This is a genomic window from Saccharopolyspora sp. NPDC049357 (assembly GCF_040677225.1).
Lineage (GTDB): Bacteria > Actinomycetota > Actinomycetes > Mycobacteriales > Pseudonocardiaceae > Saccharopolyspora.
The window spans coordinates 199813-219336 of record NZ_JBFAQJ010000007.1 but is presented as its reverse complement, the minus strand read 5'-3'; the positions used below and the strand labels follow the sequence as shown (position 1 = coordinate 219336).

Here is a 19524-nt window from a genome sequence, read left to right as displayed (position 1 = left end):
ACGCCGCGGCGGGCTGGATACGCGAAGCGGAGCTGAGCGCGGGCGGTCGGCGGGTTCGGGCCGAACCCGCCGACCGCGTCCTGCCCTGTGAGACCCGAGACGATCGAGCTGCTCTCCGGCGTCCGAAGTGGTTGCATGACGGGTCGTGACCTGGACCGCGCACGTGCGGTCCAGCGCAGTTGAACCCGACAGACCGGAGGAAGACGACCGATGGGCCACGGGGCTTTCGAGAAGACCTACGCGGCGAGCGAGGACCGCTACGAGAAGATGGAGTACCGGCGAGCCGGGGCGTCCGGCTTGGACCTGCCCGCGTTCTCCTTCGGCCTGTGGCAGAAGTTCGGCACCGACTACCCCTACGAGACGCAGCGCGAGATCGTGCTGCACGCCTTCGACCTGGGCATCACGCACTTCGACAACGCCGACCGGTACGGCCCGCCGCACCGCGCGGCGCAGAAGTTCTTCGGGAAGGTGCTGGCCAAGGACCTGGCGCCGCACCGCGACGAGCTGATCCTGTCGACCAAGGCGGGCAACCCCATCGGGCCCGGTCCTTACCAGAAGGGCGGCTCCCGGAAGTCGCTGCTGTCCTCGCTGGAGCACAGCCTGCGCGATCTGGGCACCGATCACGTCGACATCTTCTACAGCCACAGCCCGGACGAGAGCACCCCGCTCGAGGAGACGGTGGGTGCGCTGGTCAGCGCGGTGCAGCAGGGCAAGGCGCTCTACGTCGCCCTCTCCAACTACCAGCCCGACCGCGCGCACCGCGCCGCCGAGCTGCTGCGGGAGGCGGGCGTGCCGCTGCTGGTCCACCAGCCGCGCTACTCGATCTTCGACCGCACGCCGGAGAACAACGGCCTGCTCGACCTCGCCGCCGACGACGGGTTCGGCCTGGTCGTGTACTCGCCGCTGGCGCAGGGCCTGCTCACCGACAAGTACCTCAAGGGCGTCCCCTCCGGGGCGCGCGCGGAGAACAGCGCGTTCCTGTCGCCCGACGTCATCGACGAGACCTACCGCGAGCGCGCGGCCGCCCTCAACGAGCTCGCCGAGCAGCGCGGCCAGTCCCTGGCCCAGCTCGCGCTGCAGTGGGTCCTGCGTCGGCCGGAGGTCACCTCCGCGCTCATCGGCGCGAGCTCCGTCTGGCAGCTCGACCACAACGTCCAAGCCCTGGAGTTCCCGCCGCTGACGGATGAGGAGCTCGCCGTAGTCGAGAAGCACGGAATCCACGGCACCGGGCTCAAGAAGTAGCCCCACTCGGTACGAGCCGTTGCCAGGGGTTGGTTTTGGTCCGAACCGTCCGTGATTCGACGTCCGAAATGCCCGGACAACTCAGACCAAAACCGCCCCCGGCCACACCCCGAGGCGCACACGCCGAGAACCCCCACCTGGCCTGAACCCGTTCTCGCTCAACCGGTTTCAGGGCCTCCGGCGCGCGCCCGAAATCGGCGGTTTCGTCTGAGCATCGGCTCAGCAGCCCGCCGCGTAGACGTAGCAGCGGAGCTGCGGCTCCCGGTCGACCGAGGGCGCGCCCACCAGGTTCACGCCCGGCAGCGCGGTGCTGAGCAGACCCGGGACCGCGGACAGCGGTCGCAGGTAGGTGTCCACCGACGCCGGATCGATGTGCGGCATCAGCGGCTCGCCGCAGACCGAGGCGTCGACTCGAGCCGGGTCGGCCGGTCCCGGGTGGTCCAGCGCGTCGATCACCAGCGCGTAGGTCACCGGATCGGTCGTGCCGACCAGCAGGTGGGTGGAGGTGTTCGCCGCGCACAGGTCCTGCGTGGCGACGTTCGTGATCATGCCCTCGCCGGTGTTGAGCTCGGAGGACTCCGGCGGCGTCACGACCTCGTCGTGGCGCGTGTAGACGACGGTGTAGCTGATGTCCTGGAAGGTCTCGGCGCGGCTGTTGAGCGCCCGCATGAACTCCGAACCGGCCAGCTGCTGCCACACCGCAGGCTCGCACGAGGTCGGACCAGGTCCGCAGCCCTTGAGCGTCTCGGTTCCGCGGTTGGACGGCGCCATGCCGATGATGTCGTCGACCACGGGACGCACATCAGGCCAGAACCGCAGGGCCCAGCGCATGCTCATGCCGCCCTGGGAGTGGCCGAGGACCGCGATGCGCTTGCCGGTCAGCCGGTGCATCTCCCGGATCGAGTGCACCAGGTGTTCCCCGGCGACCTGGATGTCGCCCATCGTGTGGTCGGGCATCGTCACCGAACACCAGAAGCGGTTCTGCTCGGTGAAGGCCTTGGCGTAGGTCCAGGAGTAGTTCTCCTCCGGAGTGACGCTCGTGGCGGGGCTGAGCAGGACCGGCTGCTGCTCGCTGCCCGGATCGCCATGACACGACAAGGCCGCCTGCAGTTGCTCGCGCGGAACGCTCAGCGCAGGTCCCGGCCGGTCGACGGGAGCGAATCCCGAGTCGGCCTGTGCGGGAACCGGAGCGATGACGAGCACCAGGACGGCGAGCACGACACTGTGCACCCAACGAGTGATCATGTCGCTTACAACGATGAACGACGCCGAACGATGCGTCGGTCAGCGGATCAGGTGCTCCACGCCGACGACGAGGAACGCGGTCAGGCCTTCTCGCTGATGCCGAACCACGCGTACGGGCGCATCGCTTCCGCTTCAGCGGCGGCCTTCGGGTCGGTGATCAGGTCGGGGCGCCAGTCCGGCAGCTGGCCCACGCCAGGGGACAGCAGGCTCCACCGATCTCCGAGCCCTTCGAACCAGTCGGTGATGGTGGCCCGGTCACGCAGCCACAGCGGGTTGGGCGTGACGTCGCACTCGGTCCGGAACCGCTCCATCGAGGCGCGCGCGTCGTGATCGGGGACGTCGGAGGCGAAGTGCGTGATGGCCATCCGGGAACCGGTGGAGAGCTTCCCGGCGTAGCGCCGCAGCACCTCCGGGATGTCACCGTCCGGGCCGATGAACTGCAGGACCGACACCGCCAGCAGGCACACCGGTTGGTCCAGGTCGAGCAGGCGCTTGGTGACGTCGTCGGCGAAGATCTCGCGCCAGTTCAGCAGGTCGGCCTGCACGATCCCGGCCCAGTCCGTTTCCTGCAGGTTGACCCGGGTGTGAGCCGTGGCGACCGGCTCGCAGTCGACGTAGACCACGCGAACCGGCTCGTCGGTGTGCTCCCGCAGGATCTCGTGCACGTTGCCCATGGTCGGGATGCCCGATCCCAGGTCGAGGAACTGGCGGATTCCGGCGTCGAAGGCGTCCACGACGGCGCGCTGCATGAACGAGCGGTTCTGCCGCGCCACGCCCGCGATCTGCGGCCACATGCCGAGCAGCCGCTCTCCGAAGACGCGATCGATCGCCCAGTTGGCGTTCCCACCCAGGAACCAGTCGTAGATCCGTCCCGGATTGGGTCGCGAGACGTCCAGGTCCGCAGCATCGCGGGACTGCTCGACCACAGGGGTCCCCCTCAGTTCGAAAGCGTTGGGCTCATGATCGCATCTCGACCGCAGAAGTCAGAGGTGGGACAGGCCATGAAATCGGAATTGGCCACAAATGGACGGACGTCCGGACCGGCGCGATCCCGTTCAGGCACATTAGTGCCCCAGGTCACACCCGACCGGGTGATTGGTCTGTTCGCGGGAATCGATTCCGCTTTCGGCCTGTCGGCGTTCGCGTCTCGCTAATCTTCACCGCGGGTGGACCCGGAGGTGGCATCGGTGGCGAGACGTCGCGTGGTTGCGGGCAGGCGCAGTGCCGGACGATCCGCCGCGCCCGAGGGGGTGCGCGGCCGGAAGCGGCCGCTGTCGAAGCTGTGGTTGGGCCTCGGTGGGACCGCAGGGCTGCTGGCGATCATCGCCGTTGTCGTCGCCGTCTTCGCCCGCCCCATCGAAAGCTCCTGGGACGACGCGAAACTGCGCGGACCAGCGCTGTTGGTCGAGGACGTCAGGCGCGTCGCGAACAACGGGCCCGACGGCTGGGTCTGGTACTTCCCGCACCGGCTGTCCGACGACCAGGTGAAGGCCCTGGCCGCCGAGGTCCACGAGCGCGGCAGCGTGCTGAACTCCAACGAGCTCATGGCGAGCGCCGGTGGGATCCGGCTGGGATTCGAGTACGGCACGACGAGCGCCGGCCGCTACCACCTCAGCCTCGTCGGCAACCGAACCGATCCCGTCCGGATCAACGACATGCGGGTGAAGGTGGTCGAGCGCAAACCGCCACCGACCGACGGCACCCTGATCTCGATCCTGAGCCAGGGCGGAGGGCCCACCGACAAGGTCGTCGCCGACCTCGACGGCCAGGACAACCGCGTGTACACGAGCAAGCCCGCCGCGTTCGGCGAACCTGAGAGGACCTCTCCGTTCCTCGACGAGCACAGCCGCTACGCCGTCACCGGAGAACCCCTGCCGTTCGAGGTCGCGGCGACCACGACCAGCTGCTGGTGCACCTGGGAGATCGAAGTCGACGTCACCTCCGGCGATGAGAAGGAGACGGTGAGGGTCAGCGCGGACGCCGCCGGAGCCCCGCTGCAGACGATCTACTCGGGAGCGGACCTGCACTACGAGTCGGAGTACCAGATCAGCCTGACCAACGGCGAGTTCATCAACTGCGCGTTGGTGGCAGCAGGCGACCCCGCCGAGATCGCCCGCGCGGCCGGCGGCGTGTACTGCCCGTCCTGACCCGATCCGAACCGGCGATGACCTGCGATAATGCCCTTGCGGAGGGGGTCATGATCGCCACCGGAACCGTGGGGTAAGCTATGTGCACACCCCACGGGGTGGCCGGGACGTAGCGCAGCTTGGTAGCGCACTTGACTGGGGGTCAAGGGGTCGTGGGTTCGAATCCCGCCGTCCCGACGGCCGAAACAGCCCGCTGGCTATGCGCGTAAGCGCAGGTCAGCGGGCTGTTTCGTGTTCTGGTGTGGATCTTCTCCTGATCAGCTTTGCAAGATCGTTTGAGTCGTTCTGGAGCGAATCTGGAGCGAGCGGGCTCCAACTTTGACTGATCATGCAAATGGGGTCGCGTTGTCTGGTCACCCTATGTAGTGGTCCTTCAACGTGCGTCAACGGTCGCCAGCTGTGGCGGAGTGCTATCAACGGCGCTGTTTCCGTTGGCGACAGTTGCTGCGCGTTCGACGCGGCTGGTGCGTCTTGCGGGCAGCTTGTGGCTGTTAGGTGGTCTTCGTGTCTGTACGGCATGGTTGGTCGCCAGTCGTGGCACGACGGTGTTTCGACGACGTAGGTCCGGCCGACCGATGCTGCCCGCTTGTTCGACGACGGCAGCGGAACTGGTGGTTGGTGAGTTGCTGCAGCACAGTCCGGGGTCTGCGAACACGCTCATGCTCGACGTCGGACGTTCCAGCGAAACGAACTGAGCCTGGGCCGACTGTCCGCTTCGTACTGATCAGCATACCTTTCCGAGAGCTATGACGTTCAGCCGACAGTTCTGTTCGCGTTGAGATGTTGGCTAGCGTCGTTGCTCAGCATGGCCTGAATGTCCTTGCGGCGAATCTTTCCGACCGGGTTTTTGGGAAGGCTGTTCCACACCGAGATGCGGCGGGGGAGTTTGTACTTGGCCACATGATTGGCCAGGAAGGCGCGGGCCTCTTCCAGATGAAGGGATCTGCCCTCTACAGGGATGATGACAAGATTGACGACTTCGCCCCAGACCGGATCTGGGGTGCCGGTGACGACGGCTTCGGCGACGGACGGGTGTTGGAGGATGGCCTGTTCCACTTCGACTGGGTCGACGTTCTCACCGCCTGTGATGATGGTGTCCTTGTTGCGGCCGACAATGACCAGGTCTCCGTCGGGGTCGATGTAGCCACGGTCGCCGGTTCGTAGGCCGTCGGGGCCGAAGGTCTCGTGGGTGGCGTCAGGCTGGTGCCAGTACCCGGCGGCGATATGCGGGCCGTTGACGAGAATCTCCCCAGTGACGCCGTTGGGTACTGGCTGGCCGATCTCGTCGACGACTAGAACATCAGTGAGGAGTGCCGGTGGACCGGAGGAGCCCGCTTTGTCAGTGACTTCATCGCGTCGCCGAAACGTCACGGACGGGCCTGCCTCGCTGAGTCCGAAACTAGCGATCACCGGGACGTTCATGGCCGACCAGCGGGCGGCGACTTCGGGGGGCAGTGGGGCGCCGCCGCTGAGGATCCAGCGCAGCGTGGCGATGCGGGATTCGCCGAACTCGGGCGAACGTTCGAGAAGAGCTAGCATGGTGGGCACCGCGAACGTGATGGTCACGGCTTCGTTCTCGATGGCGTCGAGGCATTCGCTGGGGTCGAACTTCCGTTGCAGGACGAGAGTTCCGCCTTTGTAGAGGGTGTTTACCGCGAGCATGTTCAGCGCGGCCGTGTGGAACAGTGGGGTGCTGACGAGCGCGACGTCATCGGTGGCGATGTCCAGGCCGAGTAGGGTGTTGATGCTGTTCCAGTGCAGCGAGGCGTGGGTGAGCGCCACGCCCTTGGGCTTGCCCGTGGTTCCCGACGTGTAGCAGATGACCGCCACCTCGTCGGGGCTCACCGCCACCGGTTGCCGGGGGCGAGCATCCGCGGGTTCGCGCATCCAGTGGTCGAATTCGAGCACCGGGGGGAGGTCCGGCAACGAACCGGATCGGACCGTGACAGCCTCCGAGCCGATGCAGACCAACGAGGGCATTGCGTCGTTCAGCACGAAACGCAACTCGTCGGGCGTTGAGGCGACGTTCACCGGCACGAAGGCGGCGCCGAGGCGCGAACATGCATATGCTGCGATGAGCACCTCGGGCCGGTTCTCACTAATGCAGAGCACGCGGTCCCGATGGCACACGCCTCGGGCGTCGAGCACTGCGGCGAGACGATGGATCCGTTCCGCGAGGTCCGCGTAGGTGAGCGTCGTGCCCTCGAAGATGATCGCGGCCCGGTGTGGCTGGCGCTGCGCTCGCCGTTCGACGAGTTCGCCGTACCTGAGCCCCCACATGTCCATGGTGGTCGTGTTCTCCTGTTCAGATGGGGTAGTGGCGGCTGCCGTCCTGCACCGTGATCCACCTCAGTTCGGTGAACTCCTCCAGTGCGGCGCGTGAGCCGAATCGGCCGAAACCGCTGTCGCCGACACCTCCGAAGGGCATCTGCGGCTCGTCGTGCACGGTGGCCCCGTTGATGTGGCAGATTCCGGACTTGATCCGCTTGGCCAGCTGGAGGGCGTGCGCAACATTGGAGCTAAAGATCGCGCTGGAGAGCCCATACGGGGTGTCGTTGGCGATGTCGACGGCGTTGTCCTCGGATCCGGCCTCGATGATCGATGCGACGGGGCCGAACGATTCCTCGTGATAGATGCGCATCTTGGACGTGACGCCGCGAAGTACGGTGGGCTGGACGAAGAGCCCGCTGCGTGTGCCGCCGGTGACGACGGTCGCCCCGAGGTTCACCGCATCCTCGATCAGGGCCTCGACGTGGCCGGCGGCCTGGGCGTGGACCATCGGTCCGATCTGGGTGGCGGGGTCGGTCGGGTCGCCGACGCGGAGCGAGGTCGCGTGGTCGGCGAGCTTAGTGGAGAACTCGTCGAGGACGTCGCTCTCGACCACGATCCGCTCGGTGGACATGCAGATCTGGCCCTGATTCATGAACGCACCGAAGGCGGCCGCGGCTACGGCGTCGTCCAGGGGAGCGTCGCGGAGCACCAGCAGTGGTGCCTTCCCTCCGAGCTCGAGGACCACTCGCTTGAGGTGCTTGCCGGCCAACTCGCCGATGATCCGGCCCACGCGGGTGGAGCCGGTGAAATTGATCCGGCGCACGTCGGGGTGGGTCACCAGGCGTTCGACGATTTGCGGCGCGTCGTCTGGGGCGTTGGTGATGAGGCCGATGGCGCCGGCGGGCACACCTGCGTCGTGAAGGGCGTGCACGATCTCGGCTTGTGTGGCGGGCGTTTGCTCGGACGCTTTGAGGACGACTGGGTTGCCGTAGGCGAGTGGCATGGCCACGGCGCGGACACCGAGGATCAGCGGCGCGTTCCACGGAGCGATACCGAGGGTCACGCCTGCCGGCTGTCGCACCCCGAGCGCGGTCAGGCCGGGCACGTCGGACGGGATGACTTCGCCGACCATGGAGTACGTCTGGGCCGCGGCTTCCTTGAGCATGCCGACCGCGACGTGCACGTTGAAGTGGCACCAGCCCGAGGCGGCGCCCATTTCGCGGGACATCAGCTCCGCGAGATCGGTGCTGCGTTCAGACAGCAATGACGCGGCTTGCTCCAGGATCTCCCGGCGGCGTCCAGGACTCGTGGCGCCCCATTCCGCGGCGGCTCCTGCGGCTGCGGCGATGGCGCGATCGGCGTCGTCGGTTCCGGCAGCGGCCACCTGGGCGACTGGCTCGCCGGTAGCCGCGGTGACGGTCGTGAGGGTGGTCCCAGCGCTCGCCGCGGTCCATTGACCGTCGAGGAGCAGTTCGACGGTGCGGAGACGGTCGTTCACGGTGATCTCCTAGCCTTCGTAGGTGCCGAGGCCGGGCCGGTAGGTCTTGTCATCGAGGAAGCCCTGCATGCCCTTGGTACGGGCCTGCTCGTCGTAGAGGATCGCCTGGTCGTGCTTGGCGTAGAGGAAGTCCTCGGCGGCCTCCCAGGACAGCAGGCGAGAGTGCCGGAAGCCCATCTTCGCCCCGCGAACCACCCACTGGCTCAGGTTGCTGAGCTCGCCGGCGATCTCGATGGTGCGCTCGCGCAACTTCTCCTTAGGCACGGCTTCGTTGATCAGGCGCATCTGCTCGGCCGTGCGGCCGTCGAACGGCTTACCGGTCATGATGTGGTACATCGCATCGCGGGTGGGGATCACCTCGGCCAGCGCGCGGGTGACGAGGTTGCCGGGGGTGACACCCCAGTTGACCTCGGAGAGCCCGAACTGGGCGTCTTCCGAAGCGATCGCCAGGTCGCATGAGACGAGGGGAACGAAGGCGCCGCCGAAGCACCATCCGTTGACCATGGCGATCGTCGGTTTCGGATAGCTCAGGAGCTTGCGGTGCTGCCAGTTGGTGCCTTGGCCGCGCACCCTGTTCTGGACCCAGCGGGGCTTGCCGTCGGTCTCCCGGAAGTACTCCTTGAGGTCCATCCCCGCGGACCAAGCGTCACCGGCGCCGGTCAGCACGACGACCTTGACCCGGTCCTCTTCCTCGAGTGCGTCGAGAACTTCGGACATCTCGACGTTGAGCTTCGGGTTCATGGCGTTGCGCTTTTCGGGGCGGTTGAAGTACACCCAGCCGATGCCGTGGTCGTCGTCGATGTCGACGCGGACGGTGTCGCCGCCGGGAAGCTGCTGCTGGGTGGTAGTCGTTTCGGTCGTCATCGGGTGTTTCTCCTTGCGGTTTGGGTCAGGCGGGCCGGAAGGCGGAGATGAGGTCGTGGGAGTCCATTGTGGATCCCAGGAGCTGGAAGGTGGACAGTGTGGCCTCGTGGGCGCCGATGTCGACGGCGGCGCAGGCATCGGCGATCAGCGCGGTCCGGTAGCCCAGTCCGACAGCGTCGCGAGCGGTGCCCTCGACGGTGACGTTGGTGGCTACTCCGGTGACGAGAACATGGGTGATGCCCCGGGCGTGGAGGATGAGGTCGAGCTCGGTGCCCTGGAAGGCTGAAATGCGCCCGTGGGTCACGATGGGCTCTTCGGCCTGAGGCGTCAGCTCGGGAATGATCTCGGCGCCTGGTGTGCCCTCCTGCAGGCATTGGCTGGCAGCGACTTGGTCGTACAGTGCGCAGTTGCGGATCAGTTCGGGGTAGCCAGGGCGGAACGCGGCCCGGGCGTGGACGACCGTCACCCCGTGCTTGCGCGCCACGGCGAGGACCTGCGCGGCGCTTTTGATCACTTCTCGGCCTTCTACCTCGTCGGCGAAGAAGGGGCCGAACGCTCCCTCGCGGGTAACGATGTCGCGTTGCCAGTGGACGTTCACGAGGGCCGTCGTCTCGGGGGCGAGACGGAGTGGAGAGGTGGGGGTGTCGGTCATGGGACGCTCCGTTGCGCTGGGGGACCGGTCAAAGAGCGGACGAGGGCAGCTTGAGGGCGCTCGTGGTGGCGCGAGCACTGGTCAACGTTGCGGTGATGTTCGGCAGAACGTTGCGGAGGAACCACTGCCCACTGGCGATCTTGCCGAGGTAGAAGTCGCGTTCGCGCTCTGAGGCACTGTCGAGCTGGTCCCGGGCGGCGATGCAACCTCGCAGTGCGAGCCAGGCGATCACGAGATCGCCCAGGCGCAGCAGCAGGGGTGTGCAGTCCTGCGCGGCGACAGGGCGTTCGTCTGGCGAAGTCCACCGGCTCACGACCAGGGCGGTGAGCGCGTCGAAGTCCGCGAGCGCGGTGCGCAGGAGTTCGCGCTCGAACGCGAAGTCATCGGGCGTCACCGCGGAGGCGAGTTCTGCGATCTCGGAGAGCAGGCCGTCCAGCGCGGCCCGTTGGTCGCGCACGATCTTGCGGCCGACCAGGTCAAGTCCCTGGATGGCGGTTGTCCCTTCATACAGGGTGTCGACCTTCGTGTCCCGGACGTACTGCTCGAGCGGGTAGTCCTTGAGGTATCCAGAGCCGCCGAAGACCTGCAGGGACTCCTGGCCGAGCAGTTGCCAGGCAACTTCGGAGCAGTAGCCTTTGATCACGGGGAGAAGGAGCTGGTGGCGGGCATCGGCCTCCGCGTCGAGTGCGCCGATGTGCTGGGACTTCTGGACTCGGTCTTGCTGCGTTGCCGCGTACAGGATCAGCGCGCGCATGCCCTCGGCGTGCGCCTTCTGGCGCAGCAGTGAGCGGCGGACGTCAGGATGCTCGACGATCGGAACCGGCGCCGTCGGAGTGCCGGACTTCGGGGTGACCGGAAGACCTTGGACCCGTGTTTTCGCGTAGTCGAGGGCGTTCAAGTAGCCGCTGGAGAGGGTGGCCATCGCCTTGACGCCAACGAGCATCCGGATCTGTTTGATGATTTCGAACATCTGCGCGATGCCGGCGTGGCGGTCGCCAAGGAGCCAGCCGATGGCGGGAGCGTCTTCGCCGAAGGTCAACTCGCAGGTGGGGTTGGCGGTGAGACCGAGCTTGTGCTCGAGGCCGGTGACGCGCACGCCGTTGCGCTCCTCGCAGGCCCCCGTGTTCAGGTCGACGTGGAATTTCGGGACCAGGAACAGGGACAGTCCGCGGGTTCCCGGCCCGCCGGCACCCTCGACGCCCACGGGTCTTGCCAGCACCATGTGGACGATGTTGTCGCTGAGGTCGTGGTCTCCGTAGGTGATGAAGCGCTTGACCCCCTCGAGGGTCCAAGACCCGTCCGCTTGTGGGTAGGCCCGAGTCCGAGCCGCGCCGACGTCGGATCCGGCGTCCGGCTCGGTGAGCACCATCGTGGCCATCCAACGCTTGTCCCGGATGAGTTGCGCAAGCCGTTTCTGGTCGCTGGTTCCCTCGGTCTCGAGCAGTCGGACTACCTGTGGCACCACGTTGACCCCCATCGGGATCGGAGGGTTGGCCCCGAGCATCAGTTCGGTGACGCACCAGCGAAGCGAATGGGGGACTGCTTCGGCCTGGCTCTGCGCCGAAAATTCGAGGTCTAGCCATCCCGATTCCAGGTAATCAGCGGCAGCCTCCCGGAACGCTTTGGGGAGGCCGACCGTGTGAGTCGCCGGGTCGAAGGAGAGCGGCTCGCGATCGACATCGCTGAAGGACGGTGCCAGCTTGTCCGTCGCGTAGCGCTCAGCCTCTGCGAGAACACTGCGAGCGGCCTCGGTGTCCAGTTCGCCGAAGGGCGGACGGCCATAGTGATCGTCCGCGTTCAGCAGTTCGAAGAGGACGAACTCCATGTCCCGGACGTTGCTGCGGTAGTGACTGCTCATCGTTCTCGCACCTTCTGTATCAAGAACCTTGACACTGGAAAGTTGTATCAAGGAGGTTGATACTCTGTCAATTATGCCGACTTCTTCTGCTGCTGCCGTTGAGTTCACACCCGCGCGCCCGCGCGCCACCTATCTCGTGAAGCGCTTGGAGCAGGCCGTGCGCTCACATCTCGATGAGGCGACGATGGAGATCGGTCTCACCACGCCGCAGTACGCGGCGCTGAGTTCACTGGACTCCAAGCCGGGTCTGTCCTCGGCCGAGCTGGCCCGGTTGTCGTTCATTTCCGCACAGGCGATGAATCAGATGGTGGGCGCAATGGAACGCAAGGGCCTGATTCGGCGCGAAGCCGCTTCTCACCACCGCAAGCAGCTTCGGATCTTCCTCACCGACCACGGGCGGGAGTGTCTGCGCCAGTGCGACGACCGTGCCGACGAACTCGAGCGGCGCATGTTCGCCGACCTGTCCGAGGCGGAGCAGGTAACGCTGGTTAGCCTGCTCCGCCGGTGTTCGGACTCGCTCACCGCGGGGGCGTAACTCCGCCCGGTCAGCCGGCCTGGGGGGTGATGACGAAATTGCTGAATCCGCCGTGGCGGTTCTCCAGGCCGGAGACGGCGTCGTTGACCTTCTCCAGCGGAAAGCTAACGTTCTCGAATACCGACAGGTCGACCTGACCGCTGTCGGCGAGCTGCGCCATGTGCTGGCCCTCGCCCGCGGTGAACCACACCGAGCCCTGGAAGGTCAGCTGCTGGTCCATCATGTGGTGCACGTCGAAGGGCACCATCCCGGCAGTCGCCCCGACGTCGACGGCCCTACCTCCTCGACGCAACGAGGCCATGCCCTGCATGATGCCCTCGTGCGGCGCGCCTGGTCCCAGGGCGTCGATGTAGGTGTCCACACCGCGTCCGGTCCGCGCCTTGACCCAGGTATCGATTGGGCCGTCGAGAGTTGAGTGCGTTTCGATCCGGCCAGGAGCCAGTGCCTCGACACGTGCCAGCAACTCCCGGTTGCGGCCGGTGCCGAAGATCCGGGGTGCGCCCAGCGCCAGCGCGAAGAGTGCCACGCCTAGTCCGAGCGTCCCGGAGATGCCGTTGATCAGGATCGTCGTGTCCGCCCCGACGCGTGCCTTGCGCAGTGCGGAGTAGCCGGTGCCCAGATAGCCGAAGCGGGCGCCGTGCTCGAAGCTGATCGATTCCGGAAGTCGGACTAGGCTGTACTTGGGGGCCAGCAGGTACTCGGCCAAGCCCCCGTAGGGGTAGCGGTCCAGCAGCCGCGTCGCCGTGGCGGTGAAGCCGAAATAACCGGCGAACGCGAAACTCTCGCAATCGATGTGCTCCCCTCGGCGGCATGCCGGGCAGCCAGTGCAGTGCCTGCCCGGATTCACATAGACCCGGTCACCGGGTGCGAATTCGTGCACGTCCGGGCCTACCTGCTCGACCACGCCGGCCGGGTCGAGGCCGAAGATCGCTGGAAGGGCTGGCAAGGGGTTCTGCGGGAACCAGGTGGTCCAGTTGGCAAGGATATTGGCGAGGTTGGGCACGATGTTGCACGCCTCGACCCGCACGACGACATCGGACCCACCTGCCACCGGCTTGGGTACGTCCTCCAGGACCATGGGCTCGCCCACGTGGTGCATGCGGGCTGCTCTCATCGTTGTGGACACCAGTCGACCTCACTGTTCTCACTGGGTGGCTCGTCGTCGAGCCCGGGCGGCAATGACCGTCACCATGTGCTCTGGACTGCAGCCGCCGACACCGGTGTCCCGTCCAGTGGGAAAGTCCAGACTTCCAAAGTGTCAAGCTTCTTGATACAACGGTGGTGCGCAAGGAGGTGCCACCGTGTCGGGAAACAACGAGGTCCCGGGCCGGACAGTCGTCGCTAAGGCATCGATGATCCTGGACGCCTTCGCGGGCAACCGCGTGAGCCTTTCGCTGTCCGACCTGTCGCGAGCGACCGGACTGCCGTCGAGCACCGTGCACCGGATCGCTGGTGAACTCGTGGACTGGGGTGGTCTGGAGCGCACCTCAGACGGCGACTACACGGTGGGTATCCGGCTCTGGGAGATCGCCGCCCGGTCGCGGCGCAGCTACGGCTTGCGCGAAACGGCTATGCCCTTCCTCCACGGCCTGTTCGACCTGACCCGCCAGCATGTCCAGCTCGCGGTGCTCGACGGAGCCGATGCGCTCCTCATCGAGAAGATCTCCGCTGCCCACGCGGTCGGGACGATCGGCCGGGTCGGCGGGAGGCTGCCGCTGCACGCCAGCGCGGTGGGTAAGGCGCTCCTGGCCTCGTCCTCGCCGGAGGTGCAGGAACGGATACTCGCCCGCCAATTGCTCGCCTACACGCCCTCGACCCTGACTTCGGCGCGGGTGCTCCGCCGTGAACTCGCCGAAACACGTCGTCGCGGATTCGCACTGGCGAACGAAGAGATGAGCATCGGCGCCGTGTCGTGCGCCGCCCCAATCACGGTCCCAGGACAGGAGGTCGTCGCGGCGATCTCAGTGGTCATGCCCGCTGGCGAGGCGCCCCCGCACAAGTGGAGCCCGGCGGTGTGCGGTGCCGGGTTCGGCATCGCGCGGGCACTGTCCCAGCACCAGCCTCAACCCCTCATCAGCGCCCAGCTCACGGGAACATAGTTCTTCCCACTGGCCGGAACCGCGGTGGTGCCCTCCGCCGCGTCCCGAGAAACATGCGTCCTTGGCTGGAAGGTCATTCAGCAGGTCAAGGAGAAGCATGGACACGACTACAGGACGGTCTCTGGCGGCGGATTCGACGAGCGGCCGCCCGCTGTTCACCGAGGAGACGTCAGCCGACGTTGTCACGTCGAGTCTAGGACCAGGAACCGATCCCAGACTGCGTCACGTGCTCACCTCACTCGTGCGGCACGTGCACGATTTCGTCAAGGAAACCCAGCTCGCCGATCAGGAGTGGGAGGCGGGGATCGAATTTCTGACCGCGACCGGACAGAAGTGCGATCATCTGCGCCAGGAGTTCATCCTGCTGTCTGATGTGCTCGGTGTCTCCATGCTGGTCGAGACCATCAACCATCGTGCGGTGCGGGAGGCGACCGAGCAGACAGTCCTCGGCCCCTTCCACGTGGTTTCCTCGCCTGACCGTCCACTCGGGGCGGACATCAACCTGACCGGCACGGGAACGCCCTGCCTGGTTACCGGTTCGGTCAGGGACATCGAGGGATACCCGGTCCCCGGTGCCACGGTGGACGTGTGGCAGGCCGACGCTGAAGGCTTCTACGACGTCCAAAAACCGCACGAAATCCCGGAACGCAACCTCCGGGGCCTCTTCCGCTCCGACGACAATGGCGAGTTCTGGTTCCGCACCATTGTCCCCCGGTATTACCCCATCCCGGACGACGGACCGGTGGGCGAGCTGCTCGCGGCGACCGAGCGGCATCCGAACCGGCCCGCGCACATCCACTTCATCGTCGAGGCCCCCGGATTCGAGACCGTGACCACCCACATCTTTCACGCGGATGATCCGTATCTTGACTCCGACGTCGTGTTCGGGGTCAAAGAGTCGCTGATCCGAGACTTTTCCCGAGTCGACGACGAAGATCGGGCCGCGGCGCTCGCGATTCCCAACCCCTTCCACGAGGTCCGGTTCGACTGCGTGCTCACCCCCGCGGCCGAGAAGACCCGCAGGACGGAGGGCGCATGAGGGGCTTCGTCTACGAGGCACTGCCGATGCGGGTGCGGTTCGCGCCCGGCGCGATTGCCGACATTCCTGTGGAAATGGACCACCTCGGCCTTTCTCGTGTGTTGGTTCTCGCGACGCCCGAGCAGCGGGAGCTGGCTGAACACGTAGCAGCCGGACTCGGCGCTCGGGCAGCGGGAGTCTTCGCGGAAGCGCGCATGCATGTCCCCTTCGAGGTCGCCCAGCGCGCTGGGTACGAGGCGGGCCGACTGGGTGCCGACGGGTGCGTCGCGATCGGGGGTGGGTCGACTATCGGTCTGGGCAAGGCGATCGCCCTGCGACTCGGTCTGCCGATCATCGCCGTGCCCACCACCTACGCAGGCTCGGAAATGACACCGATCTGGGGCCTTACCGAAGACGGTGAGAAGCGCACCGGGCGAGACCCGAGGGTTCTACCGGCCTCGGTCGTCTATGACCCCGCTCTGACCACCACACTGCCTCCCGGACTTTCCATGACGAGCGCCGTGAATGCGATGGCGCACGCAGTGGAAGCGTTGTACGCGCCTGACTCCTCGCCGATCATCTCGCTGATGGCCGAGGAAGGCGTGCGGGCCCTGGCCGGCGCGATTCCCCTTGTTCTGGCTGACGGTCTCGCCAATGAGGCCCGCTCGGCCGCGTTGTACGGGGCCTGGCTGTGCGGTGCGTGTCTAGGCGCGACCACGATGTCACTGCACCACAAGATCTGCCACGGGCTGGGCGGGACGCTCGACCTGCCGCACGCTGCCACGCACACCGTGATGCTTCCCCATGTCCTTGCCTACAACCAGGAATTCGCACCCGGCGCGCGGAGCGCGTTGTGTCGAGCGCTGGACGCTGCAGGGGATCCCGCTCTGCAGCTGTGGGACATGCTGCAGGACTGGGGTGCTCCGACGTCCTTGCGGGAACTGGGAATGCGGCGTGAATACATCAGCCGGATCGTTTCGCTTACTCTGGCCAACCCTTACGCCAATCCTCGGCTGGTGACGGCCGAGACGTTGACCGGGTTGCTGACACGAGCCTGGGCCGGGGACCGGCCGGACGCGGACTGAGCGAATTCACAATCGACAGAAGGACAACCATGAACGCGATCGTCGTCGGTGGCGGTATCGGGGGTCTGACCACCGCCGCCTTTCTCCAGCGGCAAGGCGTGCGGGTCCAGATTTTCGAACAGGCACCCGAAATTCAGCCAGTGGGTGCAGGAATCGTCTTAGCACCCAACGCCGTACGCCTCTTGCGCCGGCTCGACGTTATGGGAATGCTCCAGCAGCAGGCGCTGAAGGTGCGCACGGGATGGCAGTTCCGGCGCTGGCATAACGGGCAGATCCTCCTCGCGCAGGACATGGACGAATGCGAGAGCCTCTACGGTGAAGCTGCGTGGCTCGTCCACCGGGCCGACCTACTCGACGCGCTCCTGGCGGCAGTGGACAAGGACAGCCTCCACCTCGGTCATCAGTGCACCAACATCGAGCAATCGTCCTCGGGTGTCACCGTGACATTTGCCAACGGCGCCTCTACGAAGGGAGAAGTTCTCGTCGCTGCCGACGGAATCCACTCAGCCGTACGCAGGCAGCTGATCGGGCAGCTCGGGGCACGCGACTCCGGACTGTGCGCGTGGCGCGCCATGATTCCCCGAGATCGGCTCCCCGAAGAATTCCTTTCACCGACCCAGACCTTGTGGCTCGGGCCGGGACGGCACCTGGTGCACTATCCGGTCTCGGCAGGACGAACGATCAACGTGGTGGCGTTCACCCCGGCACAGCCGGGCGAGACAGTCGAGTCGTGGTCGGCGCAAGGCAAGGCCGAGGACTTCCAAGCGGAGTTCGCAGGGTGGGATGGCATGGTCGGCCAACTCCTCGAAGCGGTCACCCAGGTGGGACGCTGGTCGGTTCTCGACCGCACACCGATATCGAGATACACCTACGATCGCGTCGTCCTGCTCGGTGACGCTGCGCACCCGATGCTACCGTTCTTCGCCCAGGGAGCGGGGCAAGCCATTGAGGATGCCGCGGCACTAGCGGCGAGTGTTGAGCTGGCGGGTGACTGGCCGACCGCACTGACGGCGTACGACCGCGTGCGAGTGCCTCGAACCGCCCAGGTTCAGCAGGCCAGCCACAGCCGGTCCGAGGTCAACCACTTGCCCGACGGACCTGACCAGGAAGCACGAGACGACGCATTCGCGGGCCAGGACCCGCTTCGCCACAGCGACTGGCTCTACAGCTACGACGCGCAGGCCGAGGCGAAGCAGGCGGTGCTCGCGAACGACGACAAGACAGGGCCTCGTGCGTTTTCCAGGAAAGGCTCTGCCGTACAGGAGAATAACGGTGGCTGAGCTGGTAAGGCCATCGCGGTGATTGGCTGCTTGCGATCCGTAGTTGGCTGTTCTCTCGGCCAACCCGCTTTGCCTCGGCGGCTCATGGCTGGTGGTAACACGAACAGTAGCTGCAGAGCATTTGCGGGAGCGGCTATTTCCAAACGTGGATGTCTCCGCGGCCGGAGTGTTCCCACGCCTCCTTCGCATCGCGCGTATTGGGCGACGAGCTCTTGGGTCGTCATGGCATGACGAGATCGGGTTTCGAGATTCTTTCCGTGCTCGTTCGTGCTGTTCAGCCGAGGAAGTGGCGCTGGCGCGGAGTACCGCACGCTGAAGAAGGCCGCAGCGTCGTGCTCGAACCCACTGCACGCGCCAAAGCCTCGATTGAGCCGGTGTTGCGCGAGGTGGCGCCGTTGGAGTCGGACTTGTTGCAGGGGCTAGCGGGGGCAGATGTCGATCGCTTGGCGGCCACCTTCGAACTTCTTCCGGGTCATTAAGCCGGGGTGGGCCAAACGCGACTTCAGTACCTAACCTTGTCCTGGCGCTGCGTGTGCATGGACTTGGAAAGGCCAGCAAAGTGAACACACAACCCTCGAAGGTCAACCTTCGCAACGTTGACCTGAATCTCCTCGTGGCCCTCGACGCACTGCTCTCCGAGGGAAGCGTGACGCGCGCGGCCGAGCGGCTGCACTGCGGGCAGTCGGCGATGAGCGCAAGCCTGTCCAGACTACGTCGACTGTTCGGAGATCAAATTCTGATCAAGAGTGGCCGCGGCCTCACCGCGACTCCTTTTGCGCGTTCACTGGTGGGGCCGTTGCGGGAGGTGATCGGCCAGATCGATGCGCTGCTCTCGGCCAACGCGGCATTCGATCCGATGCAGGACAATCGGGAGTTCCGGATCACCGCGAACGACTACGTCGCCACGGTCCTCCTTCGGCCTCTCATCGCCCGCCTGGCGGTCGAGGCCCCGGGAATGCATCTCGCCATCGAATCCGTGCACAGCGACTTCGCCGGCCGGTTGGAGCGTGGTGACACCGATCTGTTGGTGCTGCCTCAGGACGTCTATCCCGCGCATCAGCAGTTCCCGAACGACCTGCTCTTTCGCGACCGGTACGTCGCGGTCGTAGATGCCGAGAACTCCGACGTAGGCGCATCGCTCACGCTCGACGAGTTCAGCCAGCAGCCGTACCTCGCGGTCAACATCGGCGCACTTCCGTCCTCGGCCGAGCGTCAACTCGACGGCCAGGGGATCTTGCGGAACGTTCAGGTCACTATCCAGACCTTCACCCTGGCGCCGTCGATGCTGCGGGGGACTCGACTGCTGTGCCTCGTCCAGGAAAGACTCCTCCAGGCATCGGAGGTACGGCACCACCTGCGCACCGTCGAGCTTCCAATCAGTCTCCGCCCCATAAGCATGATCATGCTCTGGGGCGCCCGGAGCGCCAACGATCCGGCGCATCAGTGGTTGAGGGGAGAGCTCGCTCGCGTTGCGACGGAGCTGTCGCAGAAACACATCGACTGAGTCGATACATCTCTTCGATAAGCATTGTTAGTCGTGTGGAGTCTTGCCCTCTACCGTCGGCTGTGTCACACACCGCCAGGGGCCACGGCCGGTCTCTGAGATGGCGAAACCCGGTGCACGCGGCCGATGGCACAGCGGCCCGTGTTTCTCGGTGTCGCGCCCATGCTGACAGCGAGGTCATGCAATGGCTCTACTCTCTCGAACGCAAGAATTCCGGCGTGGTGCC

Annotated in this window: 17 protein-coding genes and 1 tRNA gene; 10 read left to right on the top strand and 8 right to left on the bottom strand. The window is 66.0% G+C overall.

The features are described 5' to 3' along the window. Positions 1 to 210 precede the first annotated feature (210 nt). The gene (locus tag AB0J91_RS08985) at positions 211 to 1242 is read left to right on the top strand and encodes an aldo/keto reductase (RefSeq protein ID WP_363865653.1); all 1032 of its coding nucleotides are present in this window, start codon (positions 211 to 213) and stop codon (positions 1240 to 1242) included. 219 nt (positions 1243 to 1461) lie between these two features. Here AB0J91_RS08985 and AB0J91_RS08980 read toward each other — a convergent pair whose 3' ends face one another. Both AB0J91_RS08980 and AB0J91_RS08975 read right to left on the bottom strand, forming a co-directional pair. Continuing rightward, positions 1462 to 2487, bottom strand: coding sequence for a lipase (locus tag AB0J91_RS08980; protein ID WP_363865651.1), 1026 nt, complete (start codon positions 2485 to 2487; stop codon positions 1462 to 1464). Between the two features lie 80 nt (positions 2488 to 2567). Further along, on the bottom strand, positions 2568 to 3413 hold the full coding sequence (locus tag AB0J91_RS08975) for an SAM-dependent methyltransferase (protein ID WP_363865649.1): 846 nt from the start codon (positions 3411 to 3413) through the stop codon (positions 2568 to 2570). A 261-nt stretch (positions 3414 to 3674) separates the two neighbouring features. On the opposite strand from AB0J91_RS08975, the gene AB0J91_RS08970 reads away from it, so the two are divergent. Together AB0J91_RS08970 and AB0J91_RS08965 are read left to right on the top strand one after the other, a co-directional pair. Further along, on the top strand, positions 3675 to 4634 hold the full coding sequence (locus AB0J91_RS08970; RefSeq protein WP_363865647.1) for a hypothetical protein: 960 nt from the start codon (positions 3675 to 3677) through the stop codon (positions 4632 to 4634). A gap of 103 nt (positions 4635 to 4737) precedes the next feature. After that, a tRNA-Pro gene (locus tag AB0J91_RS08965) sits at positions 4738 to 4811 on the top strand. Between the two features lie 576 nt (positions 4812 to 5387). Here the strand turns inward: AB0J91_RS08965 and AB0J91_RS08960 are convergent. From AB0J91_RS08960 to AB0J91_RS08940, 5 genes are read right to left on the bottom strand one after another with little or no spacing between them, the layout of a single operon-like run. Continuing rightward, a complete protein-coding gene (locus AB0J91_RS08960) occupies positions 5388 to 6920 on the bottom strand; it encodes an AMP-binding protein (protein WP_363865645.1) in 1533 nt (510 codons plus the stop codon). A 19-nt stretch (positions 6921 to 6939) separates the two neighbouring features. Next, positions 6940 to 8403: an aldehyde dehydrogenase gene (locus AB0J91_RS08955; protein WP_363865643.1), complete on the bottom strand. Its 1464-nt coding sequence runs from the start codon at positions 8401 to 8403 to the stop codon at positions 6940 to 6942. A 9-nt stretch (positions 8404 to 8412) separates the two neighbouring features. Beyond that, positions 8413 to 9267 (bottom strand): p-hydroxycinnamoyl CoA hydratase/lyase, encoded by an 855-nt coding sequence (locus AB0J91_RS08950; RefSeq protein ID WP_363865641.1) that lies wholly within the window; start codon positions 9265 to 9267, stop codon positions 8413 to 8415. A gap of 25 nt (positions 9268 to 9292) precedes the next feature. Then, positions 9293 to 9919 carry an isochorismatase family cysteine hydrolase gene (locus tag AB0J91_RS08945; protein ID WP_363865639.1) on the bottom strand — a complete coding sequence of 209 codons (627 nt, stop codon included), beginning with the start codon at positions 9917 to 9919 and terminating at the stop codon, positions 9293 to 9295. 28 nt (positions 9920 to 9947) lie between these two features. Next, the gene (locus AB0J91_RS08940; protein ID WP_363865638.1) at positions 9948 to 11777 is read right to left on the bottom strand and encodes an acyl-CoA dehydrogenase; all 1830 of its coding nucleotides are present in this window, start codon (positions 11775 to 11777) and stop codon (positions 9948 to 9950) included. Positions 11778 to 11850: 73 nt separating this feature from the next. Between AB0J91_RS08940 and AB0J91_RS08935 the strand changes: the two genes are divergently transcribed. Continuing rightward, positions 11851 to 12312, top strand: a complete 462-nt coding sequence (locus AB0J91_RS08935; protein ID WP_363865636.1) for a MarR family transcriptional regulator — start codon at positions 11851 to 11853, stop codon at positions 12310 to 12312. Between the two features lie 10 nt (positions 12313 to 12322). On the opposite strand, the gene AB0J91_RS08930 is transcribed toward AB0J91_RS08935, so the two are convergent. Beyond that, the gene (locus AB0J91_RS08930; protein WP_363865634.1) at positions 12323 to 13411 is read right to left on the bottom strand and encodes an alcohol dehydrogenase catalytic domain-containing protein; all 1089 of its coding nucleotides are present in this window, start codon (positions 13409 to 13411) and stop codon (positions 12323 to 12325) included. Positions 13412 to 13613: 202 nt separating this feature from the next. On the opposite strand from AB0J91_RS08930, the gene AB0J91_RS08925 reads away from it, so the two are divergent. The 6 genes from AB0J91_RS08925 to AB0J91_RS08900 all read left to right on the top strand — a co-directional run bounded on the left by AB0J91_RS08925 (position 13614) and on the right by AB0J91_RS08900 (position 19298). Continuing rightward, positions 13614 to 14411 (top strand): IclR family transcriptional regulator, encoded by a 798-nt coding sequence (locus AB0J91_RS08925; RefSeq protein ID WP_363865632.1) that lies wholly within the window; start codon positions 13614 to 13616, stop codon positions 14409 to 14411. 97 nt (positions 14412 to 14508) lie between these two features. Beyond that, entirely contained in the window at positions 14509 to 15450 is a 942-nt protein-coding gene (locus tag AB0J91_RS08920; protein ID WP_363865630.1) for an intradiol ring-cleavage dioxygenase, read from the top strand. After that, on the top strand, positions 15447 to 16514 hold the full coding sequence (locus tag AB0J91_RS08915) for a maleylacetate reductase (RefSeq protein WP_363865628.1): 1068 nt from the start codon (positions 15447 to 15449) through the stop codon (positions 16512 to 16514). The genes AB0J91_RS08920 and AB0J91_RS08915 overlap by 4 nt, the downstream gene beginning before the upstream one ends. Positions 16515 to 16543: 29 nt before the next feature. Further along, positions 16544 to 17794: an FAD-dependent monooxygenase gene (locus tag AB0J91_RS08910; RefSeq protein ID WP_363865626.1), complete on the top strand. Its 1251-nt coding sequence runs from the start codon at positions 16544 to 16546 to the stop codon at positions 17792 to 17794. A gap of 197 nt (positions 17795 to 17991) precedes the next feature. Then, on the top strand, positions 17992 to 18273 hold the full coding sequence (locus AB0J91_RS08905; RefSeq protein WP_363865624.1) for a hypothetical protein: 282 nt from the start codon (positions 17992 to 17994) through the stop codon (positions 18271 to 18273). 80 nt (positions 18274 to 18353) lie between these two features. After that, positions 18354 to 19298 (top strand): LysR family transcriptional regulator, encoded by a 945-nt coding sequence (locus AB0J91_RS08900; protein WP_363865622.1) that lies wholly within the window; start codon positions 18354 to 18356, stop codon positions 19296 to 19298. Positions 19299 to 19524 lie beyond the last annotated feature (226 nt).